Annotated in this window: 17 protein-coding genes and 1 tRNA gene; 13 read left to right on the plus strand and 5 right to left on the minus strand. The window is 47.3% G+C overall.

Features of this window, described 5'->3' with window-relative positions; translation table 11 throughout:
• Positions 1-56 precede the first annotated feature (56 nt).
• Positions 57-1205: an L-dopachrome tautomerase-related protein gene (locus IQ263_RS02425; protein WP_228049742.1), complete on the minus strand. Its 1149-nt coding sequence runs from the start codon at positions 1203-1205 to the stop codon at positions 57-59.
• 510 nt (positions 1206-1715) lie between these two features.
• Here IQ263_RS02425 and IQ263_RS02430 point away from each other — a divergent pair.
• From IQ263_RS02430 to IQ263_RS02475, 10 genes are all read left to right on the plus strand, one after another.
• Complete coding sequence (locus IQ263_RS02430; RefSeq protein ID WP_194066011.1) at positions 1716-2618, plus strand: SMP-30/gluconolactonase/LRE family protein; 903 nt, start codon at positions 1716-1718, stop codon at positions 2616-2618.
• 148 nt (positions 2619-2766) lie between these two features.
• Complete coding sequence (locus IQ263_RS02435; RefSeq protein WP_194066012.1) at positions 2767-3315, plus strand: DoxX family protein; 549 nt, start codon at positions 2767-2769, stop codon at positions 3313-3315.
• 47 nt (positions 3316-3362) lie between these two features.
• Positions 3363-3644, plus strand: coding sequence for a hypothetical protein (locus IQ263_RS02440; RefSeq protein ID WP_194066013.1), 282 nt, complete (start codon positions 3363-3365; stop codon positions 3642-3644).
• Between the two features lie 9 nt (positions 3645-3653).
• Positions 3654-4805, plus strand: a complete 1152-nt coding sequence (gshA, locus tag IQ263_RS02445) for a glutamate--cysteine ligase (protein ID WP_194066014.1) — start codon at positions 3654-3656, stop codon at positions 4803-4805.
• 246 nt (positions 4806-5051) lie between these two features.
• Positions 5052-5513 carry a tRNA (cytidine(34)-2'-O)-methyltransferase gene (locus IQ263_RS02450; RefSeq protein WP_194010379.1) on the plus strand — a complete coding sequence of 154 codons (462 nt, stop codon included), beginning with the start codon at positions 5052-5054 and terminating at the stop codon, positions 5511-5513.
• A gap of 590 nt (positions 5514-6103) precedes the next feature.
• Entirely contained in the window at positions 6104-8521 is a 2418-nt protein-coding gene (locus tag IQ263_RS02455) for a peptidoglycan DD-metalloendopeptidase family protein (protein ID WP_194066015.1), read from the plus strand.
• 138 nt (positions 8522-8659) lie between these two features.
• Positions 8660-8732: transfer RNA gene (locus tag IQ263_RS02460), tRNA-Met, on the plus strand.
• A gap of 126 nt (positions 8733-8858) precedes the next feature.
• Positions 8859-9458 (plus strand): peroxiredoxin, encoded by a 600-nt coding sequence (locus IQ263_RS02465; protein ID WP_194010381.1) that lies wholly within the window; start codon positions 8859-8861, stop codon positions 9456-9458.
• Positions 9459-9580: 122 nt separating this feature from the next.
• Positions 9581-10144, plus strand: coding sequence for a peroxiredoxin family protein (locus IQ263_RS02470; RefSeq protein WP_194066016.1), 564 nt, complete (start codon positions 9581-9583; stop codon positions 10142-10144).
• 291 nt (positions 10145-10435) lie between these two features.
• The gene (locus IQ263_RS02475; RefSeq protein WP_194066017.1) at positions 10436-14470 is read left to right on the plus strand and encodes a hypothetical protein; all 4035 of its coding nucleotides are present in this window, start codon (positions 10436-10438) and stop codon (positions 14468-14470) included.
• Positions 14471-14923: 453 nt separating this feature from the next.
• Here IQ263_RS02475 and IQ263_RS02480 read toward each other — a convergent pair whose 3' ends face one another.
• The 3 genes from IQ263_RS02480 to IQ263_RS02490 all read right to left on the minus strand — a co-directional run bounded on the left by IQ263_RS02480 (position 14924) and on the right by IQ263_RS02490 (position 16890).
• Complete coding sequence (locus tag IQ263_RS02480; protein ID WP_194066018.1) at positions 14924-15115, minus strand: hypothetical protein; 192 nt, start codon at positions 15113-15115, stop codon at positions 14924-14926.
• 26 nt (positions 15116-15141) lie between these two features.
• Positions 15142-16437, minus strand: coding sequence for an RNA-guided endonuclease InsQ/TnpB family protein (locus IQ263_RS02485; RefSeq protein WP_194066019.1), 1296 nt, complete (start codon positions 16435-16437; stop codon positions 15142-15144).
• A 117-nt stretch (positions 16438-16554) separates the two neighbouring features.
• Positions 16555-16890, minus strand: a complete 336-nt coding sequence (locus tag IQ263_RS02490; protein ID WP_194066020.1) for a hypothetical protein — start codon at positions 16888-16890, stop codon at positions 16555-16557.
• A 191-nt stretch (positions 16891-17081) separates the two neighbouring features.
• Here IQ263_RS02490 and IQ263_RS02495 point away from each other — a divergent pair, with 191 nt between their 5' ends.
• From IQ263_RS02495 to IQ263_RS02505, 3 genes are all read left to right on the plus strand, one after another.
• A complete protein-coding gene (locus tag IQ263_RS02495) occupies positions 17082-17267 on the plus strand; it encodes a ribbon-helix-helix domain-containing protein (RefSeq protein ID WP_193975303.1) in 186 nt (61 codons plus the stop codon).
• A gap of 56 nt (positions 17268-17323) precedes the next feature.
• Complete coding sequence (locus IQ263_RS02500; RefSeq protein WP_194066021.1) at positions 17324-17509, plus strand: ribbon-helix-helix domain-containing protein; 186 nt, start codon at positions 17324-17326, stop codon at positions 17507-17509.
• Positions 17510-17643: 134 nt separating this feature from the next.
• Positions 17644-17955 (plus strand): helix-turn-helix domain-containing protein, encoded by a 312-nt coding sequence (locus IQ263_RS02505; protein ID WP_228049743.1) that lies wholly within the window; start codon positions 17644-17646, stop codon positions 17953-17955.
• 463 nt (positions 17956-18418) lie between these two features.
• On the opposite strand, the gene IQ263_RS02510 is transcribed toward IQ263_RS02505, so the two are convergent.
• On the minus strand, positions 18419-20887 hold the full coding sequence (locus IQ263_RS02510) for an ATP-dependent Clp protease ATP-binding subunit (RefSeq protein WP_194066022.1): 2469 nt from the start codon (positions 20885-20887) through the stop codon (positions 18419-18421).
• Between the last annotated feature and the right edge of the window lie 188 nt (positions 20888-21075).

The following is a 21075-nucleotide window of genomic DNA, read 5'->3' on the forward strand; positions in this document are numbered from 1 at the left end:
TTCTCCTGAATATTTCAGGTAATCTTGCAAAAAATAATGAATTTGCCAACTAGATTTTAGCTGCGATCGAGCAACACTTGCCCCGCATTAATTTGGATGCGAAACAGGCTGTAAGGTTTCTCGCGCAAGTCTTGCCCGTTATGATAGCTGGGGTTCCTATTCCACTGATCTACAGTAAAGTAGAGATAGCCATCTTGGGCAACAAATAGGCAATTCGGCCACAGCATTCGCGCATCGTGGGCGAGTGTTTCCCACGTACCATCAGGGAGGTGGCGCAAAATTGAATTGTTTTCGTAGTTTGTCACGTAAAGGTGATTTTTGTCGTCGGAAACCATGCCGCCAGAAGCGCCTTTTTCACCGTGATCGATGACTGTGGCGGCAACATTTTCATCAGGTAAATTTTGATTAACTAATGCTTCAATACTGACGCTGTAAAGGTGTCGGCTTGCTAGGGGACAATAGAACAGTCTTTGACCGTCACCGCTGAGGGCAATGCCATCGCTGCCGGTGTGAATGTGCTTGGCCGGTTTGTTGGGATGCCGCACCATCATCGGTTGACCTTCGACTATGGGCAAAAAGCCGGGAATTGGTTTAGTTGAAGGATGGTCATTGAGTTTTCTCCAACTATTTCCGGTGGCTAAATCTACGACAACAATGCCGTTAGGCCCTTCTTCCGAGGAGTCGGTAATAAATGCAATCCCATCCTCTCCCCAGCGCAAATCGACGCGCACGTCATTCAAGGTAGAATTGGCAGAGGCGACGGATTCGGGAAACAGAATTTTCTTGACAATACGATCGCCATTCAGGTCAATTCCCACCAGTTTCGGGCCGCCGGAGGGAACTAAATTTTGCTTAATTTTTGCATGATCTAACAGCCAAAGGCGATCGCGCGCGTCGATGGTCATCCCTTGAACGCACAGCAACTTTTCTGAGGGCGAAGCTAAATCTAACTTGTGGATTTCTGCATTGGGGTAGGGAACAGGATTGCCGTTTTTTTCTAGTGGCTGTTTGAGTTCCGCAACGGTGAATTCTACATCGTCAACCAGTCGGGGATAGCTGATGAAAATTCGCCCTTGCTTGGATACCGCAACCCCGATCGGCATGGCATCCTCGAATAGCGTTATTAGCTCTAAATTGCCAGCAGATTTGTCGGCTGGCAGTGAAGGCACAGCGGCCATAGATTTGGTTGCGGCTAAGTTCGCCATTGCACTAATCCTATTGAGAGTTTGAAGAATTTTAAAAACTAGAAAATTGGACGTTGATTGTATCTAAAAAATCTCTGCCATGCTATTGCTATTTACCATAAAAAATGGGTGTAAAGCCTCCCCCTGTAGGGTGCAAGGAAAAATCCATTTCCTTCGCTGACAATCACTTTGCGCTTGAGTCCGAGGTAACTGTCAACTGTCAATTGTTTACTGTCAACTGTTGAAAAAATTTGCATGACCCACCAAAAAATCTATTTTTTTTACCGAATTATAGGTTTTCAGCAAGTATTTTGGTTGAAAAACGGGATTTTGAAGTACCAGTTCGCAATTCCTCTAGTTAATTGACAAAGCAGTTCTTTTAGAGATTCTCATGGGTTCAACTTTACATTGTTGATGATTTTTTTATATCTATCGAATGGATGAGATTAAATTTATATCAAAAGACTGATTAGTATTTGAGCGCTCGTTGTTTAAGGATAAGAATAACGTTAAAAATAATATAAAATATCAATGTCTGAAGTCATCAATATTTATGACGATCGCCTGAAATCGCTTTTGCGCCCTGATGCTTCACTCCAGAAAGTTGTCAGCGGTGCCGTCTGGAGCGAAGGCCCGGTTTATTTCCATGAAGATGATAGCGTGGTGTGGAGCGATGCTCACGGCAATCGCTTACTGCGCTGGAGTCCCCGCCAGGGAATGAGCGTTTTGCGCGACCCCTCCGACTATCAAAGCGGTAATTACCGCGATCGCGAAGGTCGCCTTGTCTCGTGTTCGTCGGGTTTGCGCGCGATCGTCCGGCGCGAACACAGCGGCGAATGGCGGGTGTTGGTCGATCGCTACCGAGGATCGCGCCTCAACAGCCCCAATGACTTGGTAGTCAAGAGTGACGGCACGATCTGGTTCACTGACCCCCCCTACGGCCTGACGCAGCCCGACCAGGGATACGGCGGACAACAGGAACAGCCTGGATGTTTTGTGTACCGCTTCGATCCGGCGACGGGTGCGATCGATGCGGTGGTGACGGATATGTTACGCCCCAACGGCCTCGCCTTCAGCCCCGACGAAAGCATCCTCTACGTGTCGGATAGTTCTGCTTTCAATATGCCCCAAGGCTATCACCACCTCCGCGCCTATGATGTTGTAGCCGATCGCGCTGCAGACAACGGCCGGGTGTTCGCAGTCATCGAACCCGGTGAACCCGACGGGTTGCGAACCGACGAACACGGCAATATTTTTACAACTTCCAAAGATAGCGTGCAGGTGTACGCCCCCGACGGTACTCGTTTGGGGAAAATTCCGGTACCGGAGACTTGCGCTAACCTGACTTTTGGGGGAAAAAAACGCGATCGCCTCTGGATCGCTGCTGGCACATCTTTATATGCGATCGATCTCAACACTCGCGGGTGTCAATAAAGCTGTTCTCGCCACCTGCAATAGACCTCTCCCGTCATTCTTGTGGAACAGGCATCCTGCCTATTTTTTACAAGCTTTTGGAACAGAAGTCTAATAGATGTTTAATGATGTCCAATTTAGAATATCTCAATCGATTGGAAATGACCAAATGATTTACAAATTTGCTCTGGGTGTGGCGATCGCGCTGCTGTTCGCTCAAGTTTCAACTCATCTACCCGAACTAAGTTTCAAACTGCTCAGTTCACTCAATCCCGTCTATCCGACCGGCATTCTCGGCTGGGCACTTTTATTGCTGAGAGTTGGTGTCGGCGGGCTATTTATGCTGCACGGCTACCCAAAAATAACACATCTTCGAGAGTGGTCTGATGCTATGAAAATGCCGCTGTTTCTGTGCTTTCTCTCAGCAGCTTCCATGTTGGCTGGCGGAGTTTGTCTGATTCTGGGATTTCTGACACTATTAGCAAGTCTGCCGATTCTTGGTTCTATGCTATTCGCAATTTATTTAGATTTATCCAAAGGGTTGCCTTTTGTTGCTAGCGATCCCTATTTAATTCCCCAAGGGCAGTATGAAGGGCCAAATGGCAAGGGCGAACCGCCAAGCTGGGAGAAAGCTTTTATGTACTGTTTGATGCTGGTGGCGATCGCAGTTTTAGGGCCTGGTGCCTATTCGCTGGATGCTCTGATTTTTGGAGGGTAAAGAACCTGCAAGCGAACTCGATCGGTAAGCATTACCGGAGATGTCTGTTGCAAAAATTGGGAGGGGTGCCCTTCACCGCAAGTACGATCGCCACCAAGGCCGAATCAAACACGCCCGCGATCAAACAAACAGCCTTTGTGACTCTACAACCGCCCCGGAAACTGTTGGCGGTGCCCGCATTTGCATCTGCAAACGCTCAAACTCAAGTTCGCGCCCGCACACCCGGTTTCACTACCAGCAACCAAAAATTACAACTCTACCTCGTGGCAGATAGTACGAACAGCTCAATTTTTGGGATACTAGAAACTAGCACTCAACTTATTATCTGAGGAACAAACGTGCTGCTATCAAAAGGCTTTGAAGTAGAAATGTATACCGGCACGCCCCAAGGTGAGGTTGTCGGTCTTTCCGATCGCATAGTCGCCAATTTAGAGGGATTTGTCCGGGAGCCTGATAGCCGCAATGTGGAGTACACGACTGCCCCGCTGTGCAGCTACGATCGCCTGCTGTGCGCCCTAGTTAAGCCCAGAGTCCGGCTGCGCGAGTATCTCAAACAATTGGGCGACTATACCTTGCTGCCTGGAAGTACCCTATCTCTCGGCGGGAGCGATCGATTTTACCGCTCCGATCCCAACAACCCCTACCATACCTACATTGAGCAAACCTACGGCACCAAAGTCGTTACCGCCAGCATTCACATCAACATCGGCATCTCCCAACCAGAACTGCTGATGCGCGCCATCCGCCTCGCCCGCGTCGAAGCACCGCTTTACCTTGCCTTGAGCGCCTCTTCTCCGTTTCTCGACGGCGAAGTCACGGGCTACCATTCCACTCGCTGGGGTTTGTTTCCCAAAACTCCCGCCGTCGTCCCCCTGTTTGAAAGTCACAAGCATTACATCCAGTGGACTGAAGAACAGTTAGAACTCGGCACCATGCAAAATGTCCGCCATTTGTGGTCTGCTGTGCGCCCAAATGGCGATCGGCGCCCCTACTGTCTCAACCGCCTCGAACTCAGAATTTGCGACCTCGAAGTCAATCCTCTGGCTTTATTGGCCATCACTGCCTTGCTAGAAGCTCGCATTTGGCAATTGATGGAAGACCCCAGTTTAGATCCTTTACAACTGAGCACCTTGTCGGCGGCTACCCGCAACCAAGACTTAGTTGCTCTCACAGATGCCAACGAAATTTCTGCATCCAGGCAAAGTTTGGATGCCGAACTCATCCACTGGCAAGATGGCAGAAAGATTTTGGCACGAGATTGGATTGAGGAAATTTACCAGGAGGTGTTCCCTCTTGCCAAGAAACGCGGCTTTAGTTGCTTTCTCTCGCCTCTCAAAAAGATTCTCCGGGAAGGTAACACCGCCCAGCAGTGGTTGAAGCTGCACGAGGACGGTTTGGACACCCGCAGTATTATTCTCCAAGGGATTGATGGCATGGCTCACCAAGAATGGGAGCTCGAAGACAATTTGTGCGCCCAGTTAGTTGCCTAAACTATCTGCCATTCCCATCGCGGGGGCTTCTCACTAGCCCCTGGCTGTCCGTACTCAGCCCACAATTCCCATAGCCCGAATTTTGGACCCAGAAAAATTTGCCAAGCACAGCCCCAAAAAACAAATCAGAATATTTAATCAATCGCACTTTACAGAGGTTATAAATAAAAGCTATAACTGCTATCTACTTTTTAGGTATATTTATACTTCTCCCCAGAGCTGTCTTTTGCGTTTTTAATTAGCTTCATGCCCCAACTTGTCTTGATTCACCCGCAAATCCCCCCGAATACTGGCAATATTGCCCGCACTTGTGCTGCTACAGGCACGGAACTGCATTTAGTCGGCCCGCTGGGCTTTGAAATTACCGATCGCTACCTGAAACGCGCTGGCTTAGATTACTGGCCCTACGTTAACCTCCAATGTCACGAAGATTTGCCGGCTTTTCTGGCTTGTCGCCAACAGCGAGGGGGGCGATCGATCGGATTCAGCACTGGCGGGCGATGCAATTATGCCGAATTCCAATTTCAGCCAGACGATTGGCTGATGTTTGGCTCGGAAACTGTCGGCATTCCCCAATTCGTCTTAGATGCCTGCGATGCCACAGTTTTTATTCCCATGAGCCAGCCTGGAGTTAGGAGTTTGAACCTCTCTGTTAGCGCCGCTGTGGGTTTATTTGAGGCTAAACGACAGTTGGGCGAACTCGGATAAATCTCGATCGACACCTACATACACATATAGATATTTAATCGCTGCTAGGGGCTGCTAAACCTTGATTTAAATATAAGAAATTTGTATCAAAGCGGTGAAATTCTAGATAGCTTTGATTAATATATTTTATTCATCCCAAAACATATTGTTATCAGCAATACAAAATTGCTCCCTAGATGATTAAGCCAGAAAAACAGAGGATTTCAGGGACTTAGGATACCAGGGATCGCCGTATTGTGCCTTGCTGCTATTGATATCTAGTAAATATACGGTTGTAGGTTGTCCGGAAATTAGCATAAAGTCGGATAATAGGTGAGAATCTTAGGCCGTGCCGGAACGCAAATTTTATTTGTTCGTTCCAGCTATTGCCGCGTAAGGCTTGTGGGTGTAAATTCAGCAGGTTTGACCGAGAATTTGAAAATTAATTACGGTTCGAGCTTGTCTAAATTTAAAAAGCAAGGTAATCTTGCCTAAGCATGATAGCTGTCAACAATCAAAATATTTTTGGTGGTTGATTTAAATTCAGCGTCATGGAATACCCTTGAGTGTTTCCAAGGACAGTTAGCGCTTCTCAGTAGGAGGTCGTTTTTTTGAAACGAACATATCCCCAAATTAAGCCTGTTCAGGCTAGTGAAATCGACGGAGACGGTTCATCAGAACCGTCCAAGCAGACAACGCTCAGCACTGGCAGAGTTCGCTCTCTCGCCACGATCGGGCTGGCAATATCTGTAGGTGCTTCAGGCATCCTGCTGCCGAGAAATGGAGACAGCGCTCGCGCGTCTGAACTCGCAACGGCAGCAAAATCTACCGCAGAAGTACAGCCAGTTTCGGCAAATGCACCCGCTACCTCGGCACAAGTTGACGGTTCCCGGGCCGAACAGGCAGGGGTTAAGGTTCAACAGGGACAAACCCTCTGGGAGTTGTCTCGGGACTATGAAGTTGCACCGCAGGCACTAGCAACTGCCAACGGCATCAAACTCGATACCGTACTCGAAGTTGGCCAAGAACTCAGAATCCCGACTGCGATGGCAGCGGCTCTACAACAGAACCCCGGCAATACTGCCGCGGTCGATCCCGAACAAAAGTTAAATCTGACTGGCTCCGAGTCGTTGGATAGTACAACTTCGTCATGGCAGCCAAACTCCGCGCCAGACCAGGAGACGATATCGGCACAAAGCTCGATCGAAGACCCTAACGCAGACTGGGCGATAGACAGTCTGAAAAAACAGGAAAACCGCACCACAGCATCAGGTCGGCCCCTGTCAGATTCCTCGGTAAGAGCAAATTCATCTACATCTGCTGTAACGACTCTGGCATCCCCAGACTCTCCTACTCAGACAGCAATTCCAGACCTCAATACTACACCAATACTTCTCAATGGCGGTGTCGGTCAAGCAGGCTCTGGCGATCGAGCCTTCGAGTCCATTGAACAGTCTCTGGTAACACCCGGTTTGCCTTCGGCTGTGGTAGTCCCCCCCGCAGGCAGTACCGCCGCGCCGGAAACGGTACTGTACAGCGTCCGTCCGGGAGATACCCTAGATGCGATCGCCAAAGGTTACGGCGTATCGCCCAAAGAGCTGATCGCAGCCAACAAGCTCGGCAACCCCAACTTGCTGAATGTAAATCAACAGCTAAAAATTCCCCAAGTTGGGTCAAATAATCCAGCGGTGCAGGCGGCAGCCTCTGATTCTGCCTCCTACTCTAGATCTCTGTGGTCAGCAGCTTCGGTTCCCGCATCTTTGAACCAGAGTTCCTCTACCCCGGAAAGAACCGACTCGATAGTTGCAGCATCCGCTCCTACAGCGCCTGTTGTCTCTCCCCTAGGGAACTTGGAAGGCCTGAACAATATTTCAGCGCCGATGGTTCCCAAAATCAACAGCATTTCGCTAACTCAAGTTTCTCAAACTATTAGCGACCCCGGTAAACTGGAGCTTCAAGGCGAACCAACTTTTACAGGTGCCGTTGACACCAGTTCCCTGCCTCAGCCAGCAAGTGCAACTGCTACCGCCATCGCTACGGGAGAATACCCCCAGCCGGTCAGCTTTCTGCCAAATGCTAGCACCCAGGGTTTAAATGCCGCTCCCGCTAGCGCTTTACCTGAGTCAAATTCCGAGGCCCGTCCCGCAGGTCAGGCTCTCAACCCTTATGCCGAACGCTTGAGGGCTGAAGTTGTCAGGCTGCGAGAGGAATATCGCGCCGAACGCAATTCGATCGGCCCAAATGCAGTCTCCCTAGCTCCAACTGAGCAGGAGACGACTTTCGCCTCGACCAACCCGTCTCAGGAACTCCCAAGTGTCAATCCCGACCTCTACACCCCCGAGTACGCTGGGGCGGTGCAGAACGAAATCAGCAGACCGCCTTCGAGAGCTTGGTCTGACGAGGTTCAGAAGCAGCAGCAAGAGCGTTTTGACCCAGCTCGCGCCGCGGAACTCCAACCGATCGACCTGATGCCGAACTCTAGTCTGGATAGGCCTGTGGTAGCAACGGCTCCTTTGGGTTCCGAGGGTTACGACCCCCTCAGCAACCCGTCTTTGGGACGCATGGTTTCTCCGGAACTGCCTCCGCTTTCGGGCGCTGATACTTATCTGCCTAACGGCAAACAACGGTCTGCCAACGGGTTTATTTGGCCGGCTAAGGGCGTTCTCACTTCTGGCTACGGCTGGCGTTGGGGACGGATGCACAAGGGAATTGATATTGCAGGGCCGATCGGTACGCCAGTTATGGCCGCCGACAACGGGGTGGTTACCTATGCACAGTGGAACGATGGCGGCTACGGCTATCTGGTGGAAATTACCCATGCAGACGGCTCAGAGACGATCTACGCCCACAACAGCCGAATTTTGGTGCAGAAGGGTCAGAAGGTCGCTCAAGGCGAACAGATTTCAGAAATGGGCAGCACCGGCTTCAGTACCGGGCCGCACGTGCATTTTGAAGTCCATCCCGCCGGACAGGGCGCCGTCAATCCAATGGCTTTTCTGCCTGACGATAGCTCTAGCGCTTCTAGGTAACAACTGGTCGGAAGTTATGGGTTTTGACTCATTATCAAAACTCATGACTTTGACTAGGAGTTATTAGAAATAATGTTGGATGGCAAGCAGCCATAGCTCGCCATACCGTGCTACGATAGTAAATCGTGAAGTGAATTTGGCTCAGTGGCGCAGTGGTTAGCGCAGGGGACTCATAAGCCCAAGGTCGCAGGTTCAAATCCCGCCTGAGCCATCATTTCATTGAAAAAACCGCGCTCTCAATTTTGAGAGCGTGTTTTTTTGATTTTTTGACAACATACTTGTAGTCGTTATGACTATGATATATTTGTAACAGTTCGTAAAAAAGGAAACAAAATCTATGACAAGTGAATGCCTCCGGGTTGGTCAAGCTGCACCGGATTTCGCAGCAACAGCCGTAGTGGATCAGGAATTCAAGACAGTTAAACTGTCAGACTATAAAGGCAAAAAGTATGTAGTCCTGTTCTTCTATCCCTTGGACTTCACCTTTGTGTGCCCGACTGAGATTACAGCATTTAGCGATCGCCATGAGGACTTCAAGAAAATCGATACCGAAATCCTCGGCGTATCCGTTGACAGCGAATTCTCTCACCTCGCTTGGATACAAACAGACCGCAAATCAGGCGGTATCGGCGACATCAACTATCCCTTAGTTGCTGACCTCAAAAAAACAATTAGTTCCGACTACAACGTCCTAGACCCTGAAGCCGGTATTGCCCTCAGAGGTCTGTTCATTATCGACAAAGAAGGCATCATCCAACACTCTACTATCAACAATCTTGCCTTCGGCCGCAACGTAGACGAAACCCTCCGCACGCTGCAAGCTATTCAACACGTCCAGTCTCACCCCGATGAAGTTTGTCCCGCAGGCTGGCAGCCCGGTGACAAGACTATGACTCCCGACCCGGTTAAGTCCAAAGTATTCTTTGCTGCGGTCTAACTTCATACTTTTGAGTCAGCGAGTTTTGAATTAAAAAGTTTTTAATTCAAAACTCCCAACTGTCCGGGCTTAAAATATCTGGTATTACCAATTACCAATTACCAATCCCCAAATTAGGAAATATGCTGACTTCTACAGATTTTAGCGGCTTGTTAAATCAGCGGTTTTTCCAAAATTTATTGCCTGTTCCCGCCACTAATGTTTTGAAGCTGGGACAAATAACTCCTGATTTTGAACTGCCGGATATTAATAATGGTAAATTGGTGCGACTGTCGAATTACCGCGGCGATAGACCGGTAGTTCTGGCTTTTACGCGGATTTTTACTGAAAAGCAATATTGCCCTTTCTGTTTTCCTCACATTAAGGCTTTGAATGAAAGCTGGGAAAAATTTGCCGATCGCAATATAGAATTATTGATGGTCACCAGCACCGACGATCGCCAAAGCGAAATTGTGGTTAAAGATTTAGGCTTGAAAATGCCCCTGCTTTCCGATCCCGGCGTAAGAGTGTTTCGCACTTATCAAACCGGTCAAGCGTTGGGCGCTCCTTTGCCCGCTCAGTTTGTTTTGGATCGAGATGGAAAACTGCTATTTAAACATTTGTTTTCTTTCATCGACCACAATGCTAGTGTGGAAACTTTGCTGAAATATTTCGACAAGCAAGAAGACGGCCATACCCTATCCTAATACTTTGGTTGAAAAACCCGCTTTCTAAATACCCCTGCTTCCGCACACTATTGAAGTTTTTAACCGCAGATACACGCAGGTGTAGGCGGTTATTTTTATGTTTGGCGATAAATCATATCATGTCCGGTCTACTACCATAACAAAAAGCGTTCGTAGTGCGGACGACCGTCCGCACTACGAACAGGGACACGATATCACTCGTTGTGCCAATTCTCAGGGCGGAATACTCCGATGTTCGATCGGCATTAATCTAGACTATAGCTGGAATGTAGCTAGCACCAGTTTAAGCCGATGTCGTCTCCAAAAGGTCGATCGAGTAAAATTGAATTCAGCGTCTTAGCCTCGCACCCTGAGTTGTTGACAGGTTTAGATGCGTGGCTGCGGCTGGGCTTGATCGAGCCCGCTGAGGTTGAGCAATTGTGCCGACAATATTTAGTTTGTCCCCTGCCCGAACCCTCAAAGACGATCGCCCCAATTACTCAATCAAAAATACCCGCTCTCTCAACACAAAAAGCATTACCCAGCACCGCTAAAAACGTTGTAGAGCGCGCAGAAACAGCTCGCACCCCTAATTTTGTCGCTCAAATTTTGCACTCGTTCATAGCCGAAATTAGCGTCGTGTGGCTGCTATTTTTAGGAGTGTTCATGGTAGTTGTCTCCTCTGGAGTCTTAGCTGCTAGTCAGTGGGAAAGATTTCCGGCTGCCGGACAATATGGAGTTTTGTTAGCTTATACTTTAACATTTTGGGCGATTAGCAGTTGGGCTAAAAAACAGGCTAATTTGCACTTGACTGCTCAAACTTTGCAAGAAGTGACGCTGTTACTGGTGCCGATTAATTTTTGGGCGATGGACACTTTTGGATTGTGGCAATATCCCTGGAATTGGGCCGTAGCAATCGCCGCTGCACTTATTTTGACTTGGATAACGCGCGGGATTATCAAATCTCAGTATGAAAGCTTGTCGGGTAAAAACGTCACTTGCTCGATCGCCCTAAATCATTTGGGATTGAGTTATTTGCACTGGGGTTGGGGATTTGTAGGCTTTTCCCTAGCAGCAGTTTATTTGGGTACTGTCGGAACTACGGCGGCTGGTGTTTATCAAGTTCAACAACAACGCTTACAATCTGTCCGACGCGGGGAAAACGCTGAAACCATCGCCGCTGCTTTTACTTCCAGCCCAGATTTTCTGACTTACAAAAAAGCTGCTTTAGTAGCCTATTCTCTAGGAATTTTACTAGGTCGGGCGATATTTGTCAAGGGCGTAGATATCGCTCAAATGGGTTTAGCTTTGGGGATTTGCGGCGTGCTTTTAGCATGGTTGGATTGGCAGCACCCTCTCGCATCTCGGACTATTACAAACAATATATCCGACAACCAAAATCCCGGCAGCTTTTTTAACTGGCAATTAGCCGGAGGGGCTTTATTAGGTTTAGGCTGGCTGGTTTGTTTTCGCGAAATTCCCCTACAGGCGATCGCAGTTAGCGGATTGGCTATTTGGTTTTTTTATAGCCGCTTAGTGCGATTTTGGCAAAAGTTTGATTTGCTAATGCTTGAAGCTGCAGGAATTCAAACGATTTGGCTGTTTTGGCGAGTTGTTCCTTTAGGGATTAAAACACAATTTTCTACATTTTTAACTCAGCTTACCAACTCTGGGCAAACTCCTTGGGTTTTGTGGGGTGTTTTGCTCTTGCCTTATTTAATTTTAACCGCAGGTGTGGCGCAGTGGCTCTACCGATCGCGAAAATTTCAACTTTCCCGTTTTGGTGAAAATCTTGCTCTCGGTTTGGGCAGTGTTTTCACTATTATTAGTTTCGTCAATCCTTTTTGGCGATCGATCAATTTATTGGTTTCTACTTTAACTTTAGCTTGGATTGCTTGGAAATACGTCATCCCCGATAATTCCCGGCGATTCTCAATCCCAGATTCGGCAGTCGATCGCCAGCGAAATCCGGCATTTTTAGTTTACCTGACTCACATTCTGGGTTTAGGCGCGATCGCTTCGACGATTGACTTATTTTTGCCGAACCAAACACCCCATATTTGGACAGGAATTTTATTGCTGTTTATGGCGGCTGAGTGGGGATTTTTTGTCTGGATGAAAGCCGCCAATATCCGAGAAAGTTCTGCCTTTTTCCGCTGGCATCCTGCATGGTTTCAAAGTTCTTGGAATCTAGGTTTAGGATTAGCGGGATTCAGCTTTATGTTGCTCTACAGTAATTTGCAGTCTCCCTGGGGTTTGATTTGGATGGTGGCACCTTTGGCTTTGACTGCTGTTGCTAAATATACTGATTTTCCCCACAAACAACTCGCCAGTACCTGCAGCGCGATCGCCCTAATATTAGCGCAATTTCTCATTTTGAGTTTCCCCGGATATCAGTTAATCGCTTTGGGTTTGGCTGCTGCGCTGATGTTAGTCAATACTTACTATTTGGTAGAGGTACCGGCGGCTGCAATTTGTGTCGGATTTAACTTGGGTTTTGTAGCTGCGGTAATCGATCGATTAGGTTTTGTATCTGGTTGGGCTTGGGGAATTGCTGGGGCGATCGCACTTTTGTGTCTCTGGTTGTTTCGCAGCACGATTGTTCGTGTTTCCAGCCGTTTCCCTCAGCCTTCTCGATTAGCTCAAATTTACGATCGAGCTTTAGATGGTTGGGCTGTATTACTCGCTAGCTTGCTGTTAACAACTATTACTTTTTATTCTTTTGAACTTTACGCACGCCCTACCTTCAATTTATCCGCCTCTGCTGAAGTATTGGCTGCTACTTTGGTAATCATGGCTGCGATTGTTTTCCGAAGTTTCCACCAACTTTCGCCTCTGGCAATTTATGCTTTGGCTTGGAGTTTGGAGTTGCTGACAGCAGTCGGTTTGAGTTTTGTAGATCGCACTGCGATTAATTTGGCTGTGGCGAATATTGCGATCGGGTTGTTTGCACAATTGATGGGCGATTGGTGGCGGCGGCGCAATTGTGACAATCGCACAATTTTACCCAGCATTCACGTTATACCTTTGGTTTACGGGTTGTTGGGTTTGATTTTGCGATCGCAAACTTTTGCCAATTGGACTGGTTTAACTGTGTGTGGTGCGTCTTTAATTGCGATCGGCATTGGTAGGCGCGAGCAACAATTCAAACCCCTGGTTTATTTAGGATTAATTGGTGTCTCGGTTTCTGCTGGCGAGTCAGTGATTTATCAACTTTTGCAAACACCGGGAGGCTCTTTTGGTGACGGTTTAATTGTGCTGGCAACCCTCGGTACAACTTTAACCTATATATATCGTATTTTGTCTCCTTGGCTCAGCAACTATTTGCATTTAACTAATGCGGGGTTGAAAATATTTGCTCACCTGCACTGGGTTTTGAGCAGTGTATTCCTGATTTTGGCTTCTACCAACGATATTAAATCTGGGATAAATTTAGGATTAGTCACCGGTGCTTTATTAGTGCAATACGCTTTCTTGCAAGGGCGAAATAATCTCGATCGCCTGTGGGCAGAAATTTGGATTTACTTGGGCTGGCTAGAAGCCTTTGGCATCCGGCTTTATTGGATAAATACGCCTTTAGTCAAGTACATTTCCGGGCCGCTGGGGCCGTGGAAAGTTGCTTTCGCTTCTTTATTTGCCTATTTCATTTATATTTTACCTTGGGATAACTGGGGTTGGTCAAAAAAACCTTGGCGGATAATTGCTTCTCTGATTCCCGCAGTAGCTATTTTGGAATCTCCGGCTAAGTTTTATCCGATTAGCTGGTTGATAGCTGCCGCGTTTTATATTTTCCTAGCTTGGGAAAAGCAGGAAGTCCGTTTTACCTACGTGAGTGTGGCCATAATTGACTGGCTATTGTTGCAGTGGTTTGCACAAATGGGATTGACTCAGCCTGAATACTACTTTACTCCTTTGGGGCTTTCTTTCCTTTATGTTGTTCAGTTCGTGAAGCGTAGCTATCCCGTAGGGAATCGCGCTTTGCAACTACCAGCCCAAAAAACCCTGCGCCACACTCTGCGAATCCTCGCCACGGCGCTGATTTGCGGGATACCTCTTTTTACTCAGCAAAGCCACGGTTTAGTAGCGGGGGCTTTTAGTTTGCTAGCGATTGTGGCTGGTTTGGCGCTGAGAGTGCGGGCGTTTTTGTTTGTGGGGACAGGAATTTTCTTAATCAATGTTTTCTATCAGTTAGTAGTGCTGATTTTCGATTATCCACTGATTAAATGGGCGATCGGTTTGGCTTTTGGGATTGTATTTATCTGGATTGCTGCTACTTTTGAAACTCGGCGCGATCGCATTTCTGCTTTTGTGCAGCATTGGGTTGTACAGTTCCAATCTTGGGATTGAATTTTCCGCAAGACACCTCTTCGTTTCATTCCCTCGCTCTTCTTCAAAGTATCTGCGTTAATCTGCGTCGATCAGCAGGGCATCTGCGGTTGCTCTATCAATCAAAGATTTATGCACTTGCTCGTCTAATCAAATCCTGTTGCGCCGGAAGAGCGGGTTTACCAAAACTATAATTTTTTCCGATAAAATGTAAAAAAAACGCCCTTTTTTTTGGGGTCAAAGGCTTGACATTCCCGGCTTAAAAAGGTATTATATAATAATGGGAGTGGTAGCAATTTTCAAATTTAAGCCACCACTTCCATTATCTAAATAATACCTTAAAAATCAACTAAAATCAATAGGTAAAAACACTTTTTTTGCGCCGCGACTTGAGAGTCTAAATTAACAAGAATCAGCAAACAATTATAGGCAAAGGTGGGCAGAAACCCACCGTAAAGCAGAGCTATTAATTGTTTAATCTAACTCTGGATCGCCAGGTCGATCGAACACAATCTCAAAGATTCCCGATCGCACAAACTTGCACAAAGCCCTTAAATGGTCATCTGCATCTTGGCGATTGCAGAAACGCGCAACAGCGTGATTTCGAGCATCAGGCAAAACCCGCACAATCACCCAAGGTTTGGCATAATCCGGCTTTATTGACACTCCCCGGTCTAAAGACACGGGGATTCTTAAGGACAAACTTTGGGGGATGAATCCGCCCAAAGTTTAATTCTTAAAGGGTTAGTCAATAACCCACTACCCACTCGCTCAATTAATGAGTCTATGGCTACCTTTGATTTTCTGATGATGTTTGCTGCCCCATTAACATCTGCATTTAAGATTAGTCCCTGAGCAGAACGGTACAAACCTCGTTTAATTCGCTTACCCGAGGGCTGCCAATTGTCGGGTTTTTCACCGACTTTCACGGGCATTATGTCTCGGTCTAGGAAGCTAGATTTTGAAGTGTAAGATTCATCTTGTTCGACAAATTTCCACCCTTTTAAATCGCATTCTTGTTGCAACCTTTCTTTGACTTTGGCGGTCGGTATTTGGACAAAGTTTTGGTTGGTCACTCCGCCCATGTTTACTTCTTGTTTTTGTCCCTTATTCCAACCAAAAACTATGACATTAATTAGATTATCCTGGCAATAATCAACAATAATTCTCACTGCTTTATTAACAGCATCTCTCATTCTTCGGGCGCGAGTTTCGGATAATTGCTGTAATCGTTGTGATGAGAAACCTTGAGGTAGCTTATGTTTGGCGTGTTCTGATTGAACTTTTGCTTTCTGTTTGTTAAACCATTGGTTCCAAGATTTTAGTTTACGGCCATCAATAATAAAAGGCTGGCCATTACTAGAGACACAGGTCAGCCAGTTATTGATGCCATGATCGATTCCCAGGATGCCAGTCGCTTCTAAATCGCAACTAAGGGCTTGTTCGCCAAGAGATTCGTGGACGTACTCGACCCAGACTTGACCATTTCTAGGAATTAGTCTCAGCTCTTTAATGGTAGAGCTTTTAATACGTTCGGGTAAAGGAACCAAAAGTGCATCGGTGCCAAAATGCTCTTTACCTTTGTTTCCTAAAGGCAGTCTAATTTTATTCCCAACCACCTTTAAAGCTTGACCGGGGTAAGAAATTGGGTACATTCCTCCTTTGGTTCTATATTTTGGTAATCTCGGCTTTTGGCTGAGTTTTCCTTTATAAGCTAACTTGGACAATGCTCGGAAAGAGCTAAAAGATTCAGCTACAGATTTAAGAGATTGTTGCGCGACTTGTGAGTAGAGAAGCCCGTAATTTTCGTTATTTTTGGCAATTTTGTACAAGTCAGGATATTTAACCGTACTTTTGTCTTTAAAGAATCTTTGCCTACCTTCGTAAGTCCCAACATTAAACAGGTTATTTGACCATTTTAGTAGTTGCTCAACAATAGGCTTTTCAAATTCCGTTAAATGCCAAACATCTTTTTGCACTGCGTACATTTTGTTTCACCTCCATTGATTAATTTTACCATGTATCGCATTTGTCTGACTGGTATACTAAAGTCTATTCCTACCTTTCATCCCTGGACTAAAGTCACAGGGTTTTCAGGGGTTTATTTATAAATCAGGCGTTTTCGTGAGTTGCAGATTATCTTCTGGCTGTGCAGTTACTTGCCGATTTGGAGAATGTGCGGCAATTATCTGGGCACCTGCTTTTCGTAGAATGTCGAGGTAGCTGGCGATGAGACTACCCGTGAGGTTTGCCGCCAACTGTTCGATTAGATGGCCAGCTAAGCTTTTGACCTCTTTTTCCTGCAACAGCACCCGCTGCGCGTCGAAATCGGCGTCAGAGTAGCTGCGGATGCAGGATAGGAGTTGTGTGATGCCGAAGTCGTCTAAAGCTTGTTGGTAGCCGCGAGAAAATTCGCTTCCGTCGCTGGAAGGTTTTATCATGGTAATAGCTCTCTTTGATTTTTAGAGCCACAAGCCAGCGACGAACTTTCCTAGGGCGCGCGCTGGCTTTTGACTTTTCCGAGTATAGCGCAATATGCAGCATATTTACAGCACATATGTAGCAAAATCGACAAAACGCTGTAAATATATCACACTGACGATCGGCTTAGATAAGAAAAAATCAACCTCTGATGACGAAACGCCTATCAACCTCCATCGCAGATGGAATTTATGACCAACTTCAAGATTGGGCAAACGAGGAACGCCGTTCAATCAGCGGCTTAGCAGCATTCCTTTTGGAGAAAGCTGTGAGAGAGCACCAAGAAAAGATCCAAAAACAGCCGCCACCCTCTAATGAAAAGCAGGACTCACAATAAAGTTTGTGCGAAATCATTGGCGGGAAACTTGCAATTAGACAGAAATTCAATCTCTGATGACGAAACGCCGATCAAAATATTTAGCAGACGGAATTTACACTCGCCTTGAGGAATGGACTAAACAAGAAGGTCGATCGACTAGCAATTTCGCAGCATTCCTGTTAGAGAAAACTCTTGTAGACCATGAGGAGAAACTGCTAAAACAGCAGTCTTTGTCTGATGAGAAGCAGGGGCAGCAGTAAAGTGGATGCTCCCATAGCCCGCAATCAACTGCGATCGGCTTAAACAAAACTAAATCTCCGATGACTAAACGTTTAACCACTTATTTAGCAGCAGGAATCTATGACATCTTTATACGACAAGGACAAATCGAAAAATGACCCTTACTTTCGATCGAGCTAATTATAGCAATTTGCTGGCAGAAGTCGCTCCACGGGCGATCGAAACCGAGGAAGAATACGATCGCCTCCTAGCAGTCGCAGAGGGGCTGACGTTCGCCAAAAACCGTACTCCCGAAGAAAAAGCTTTACACAACTTATTGGTAACGCTCATTGAAGTTTACGAGGCCCAAAATTATCCGATCGACAAATCCGAACCTCACGAGATTTTGCAACACATCATGGAAGCCAGCGGCACCCGTCAAGCTGACGAGAGTGGGCATCATTGGATCGAGTGGCGTAGTGTCTGAGGTTGTTAATGGCAAGCGGGCAATTAGCAAAGCACAAGCTAAGGCACTCGGCGATTATTTTAAAGTGTCGCCTAGTTTGTTCATTTAATATGATGTAAATGCCAATTTTCAACACTCATACAGCAGTCTTCCCTAGGGTGTGTCGCTATCCACAATCTTTAAGAAAGACGGCTAATTTAATAGCGACGCACCTGGTAGGTTCAATGAATCAAAAAGCCAGCCAATTTTTTTAGCAAGCTTTTTTATTGGCAATGAAATGTTGGATTTGTTTGTTGACACATTGACAAAAATAAGGTGCGTCGCTATCAGATTGTCGCTTTTTTTGAGGATTGTTGATGTATCCGCACCCTACAGTTACTGTTGCTGCATTCTTTTTTTTAACTGGTATTATTTAATTAAAAACCCGGTTTCTCCAAGAAACCGGGTTTTTAATCAGACGTTATTTATCCGCGTGTCATCGCACTTAATGGCTTAAAGCGAATTCCGGCAATCTGGGTTCAGATTCGCCACTCGGCAATACCTTCACCTGACCGTTTTCATCCACATCTACGATCGCACTTTGGCCTTCTTTCAGCTTCCCAGACAGCATTTCCTCAGCCAGTACATCTTCCAACAACCGCATGATGGCGCGGCGCAATGGTCGAGCACCGTAGCTGGGATTGTAGCCTTCTGTAACCAACAAGTCCTTGAACTTGTCTGTCACCGACAAAGTAATACCCTGTTCGGTTAAGCGGCCGAAGACTTGCTGCAACATGATGTCCGCAATCTGCTTGACTTCTGCCTTGTTCAACTGGCGGAAGACGATAATCTCATCCAAGCGGTTGATAAATTCGGGACGGAAGAACTGTTTCAATTCTTCGTTTACCAAGCTGCGAACGCGGTTGTACTGCGCGTCTGAAGCCGTTTCGGCAAACTCGAAACCGAGACCGCCGCCGCCTTTTTCAATCACCCTCGAACCGATGTTTGATGTCATGATCAGCAGCGTATTCTTGAAGTCTACTGTCCGACCTTTGGCATCTGTCAAACGGCCGTCTTCCAAGATTTGCAGCATCATGTTGAAGACATCGGGGTGAGCTTTTTCGATTTCGTCGAACAAGACTACTGTGTAAGGACGGCGGCGCACTGCTTCTGTGAGTTGGCCGCCTTCGTCGTAGCCGACGTAACCCGGAGGCGAACCGATGAGTTTAGAAACTGTGTGGCGTTCCATAAACTCGGACATATCTAACCGAATCATCGCTTCTTCGGAACCGAAGAAATAGGAAGCTAAGGCTTTTGTCAGTTCGGTTTTGCCTACGCCTGTGGGCCCAGAAAAGATGAAACTGGCGATCGGGCGATTGGGATTTTTCAAGCCAACCCGCGCGCGGCGGATCGCCCGAGAAACTGCGCTGACAGCTTCTTCTTGGCCGATCAAGCGCTGGTGCAAGGTGTCTTCCATGTGCAGCAGCAATTCCGATTCCGATTCGGTCAGCTTGCTAACAGGTACTCCCGTCCAATTAGCCACAATGTGGGCGATGTCTTCTTCGGTGACTGTGGGAGAGGTTTTGATCTGGCTTTTGTTGATCGTAGCTTCGGCGATTTCGGCTTCGATTTCTAATTCGCGATCGCGCAATTTGCCTGCTTTGTCGAAGTCTTGCTCGCGCACTGCTGCATCTTTTTCTTTTGTTACCGCCGGCAGTTGTTTCTTGAGTTCTTTAACTTCGGGCGGGGTTTGCGAGTTCATCACGCGGACGCGGGAACCTGCTTCGTCAATTAAGTCGATCGCCTTGTCTGGCAAGAATCTATCGTTAATATACCTGTCTGACAGTGTAGCCGCTGCTTCTAAAGCTTCGTCGGAAATTGTCAGTCTGTGGTGCTGTTCGTAGGCCGATCGCAAACCGTACAATATTTCTATTGTTTCAGCCACGCTTGGTTCGCCGATTTTAATCGGTTGGAAGCGGCGTTCTAGGGCTGCATCGCGCTCGATATGCTTGCGGTATTCATCCAAGGTTGTCGCGCCCACACACTGCAATTCGCCTCGCGCCAGGGCTGGTTTGAGCATATTGGAAGCGTCCATGCTACCTTGAATCGCGCCTGCACCAACTAAGGTATGAATTTCATCAATTACCAGAATGATATTGCCTGCTGCGCGAATTTCGGCCATGATTTTCGTCAGCCGTTCTTCAAATTCGCCTCGGAATTTTGTCCCAGCAATCAGCGAACCCATATCGAGGCTGATTACTTGTTTGTCTTCTAAAATTTCCGGGACGTTTCTGTTCACAATGCGCTGGGCGAGGCCTTCGGCGAGGGCTGTTTTGCCTACTCCCGGTTCGCCTACGAGCACAGGATTGTTCTTCGTGCGGCGGCCGAGCACTTGGATCACGCGCTCGATTTCATTTTCGCGGCCCACCACGGGATCGAGTTTGCCGCTGGCTGCTAGCTTGGTTAAGTTTGTGCCGAATTCTTCTAAAGTCGGGATTTTGCGATCGCCGCTATCCCCCCGGCCTCCAGATACCGCCGCGACTTCTCCCACTGCACGAATTACCTGCGTGCGGACTCTCTGGCGATCGATTCCCAGGTTTTGCAGCACCTTCGCCGCCACCCCTTCATCGTCTTGGATCAGCCCCAGCAGGATGTGCTCTGTGCCGATGTAATTGTGTCCTAACTGTCGCGCTTCGTTCAGCGCCGTCTCAAAAATGCGCTTGACGCGGGGGGTAAACGGAATTTCCGGCGGGAGGAACCCGGAACCTCTACCGATAATATTTTCGATTTCATTGCGCGCCTCTTTCAAGTTGAGGCCCATATCCAGTAATACTTTTGCAGCGATGCCAGTGCCTTCGCCGACGAGTCCTAAGAGAATTTGCTCGGTGCCTACAAAATTGTGGCCGAGGCGCCGCGCTTCCTCTTGGGCTAGCATGATTGCTTTAATGGCTTGTTCTGTAAAGCGTTCAAACATATTTTTTCTATCCTACTGTCTTGGCGAGGGTTGTATCGCTGCTGGTGAGGAGCGATTTGGAGCATTACACAAATTATATATGTAAATTTTTGTGTATTTCCTTTTATTCAATGTATCGCTACTAAGAGGAGGCGGACAGTGGGGAGAGCCGAATAGTTGGGGTGTGTTTGCCGTCTGGTTGTGCGATC

The sequence above is a fragment of the Tychonema sp. LEGE 06208 genome (assembly GCF_015207505.1).
GTDB lineage: Bacteria > Cyanobacteriota > Cyanobacteriia > Cyanobacteriales > Microcoleaceae > Microcoleus.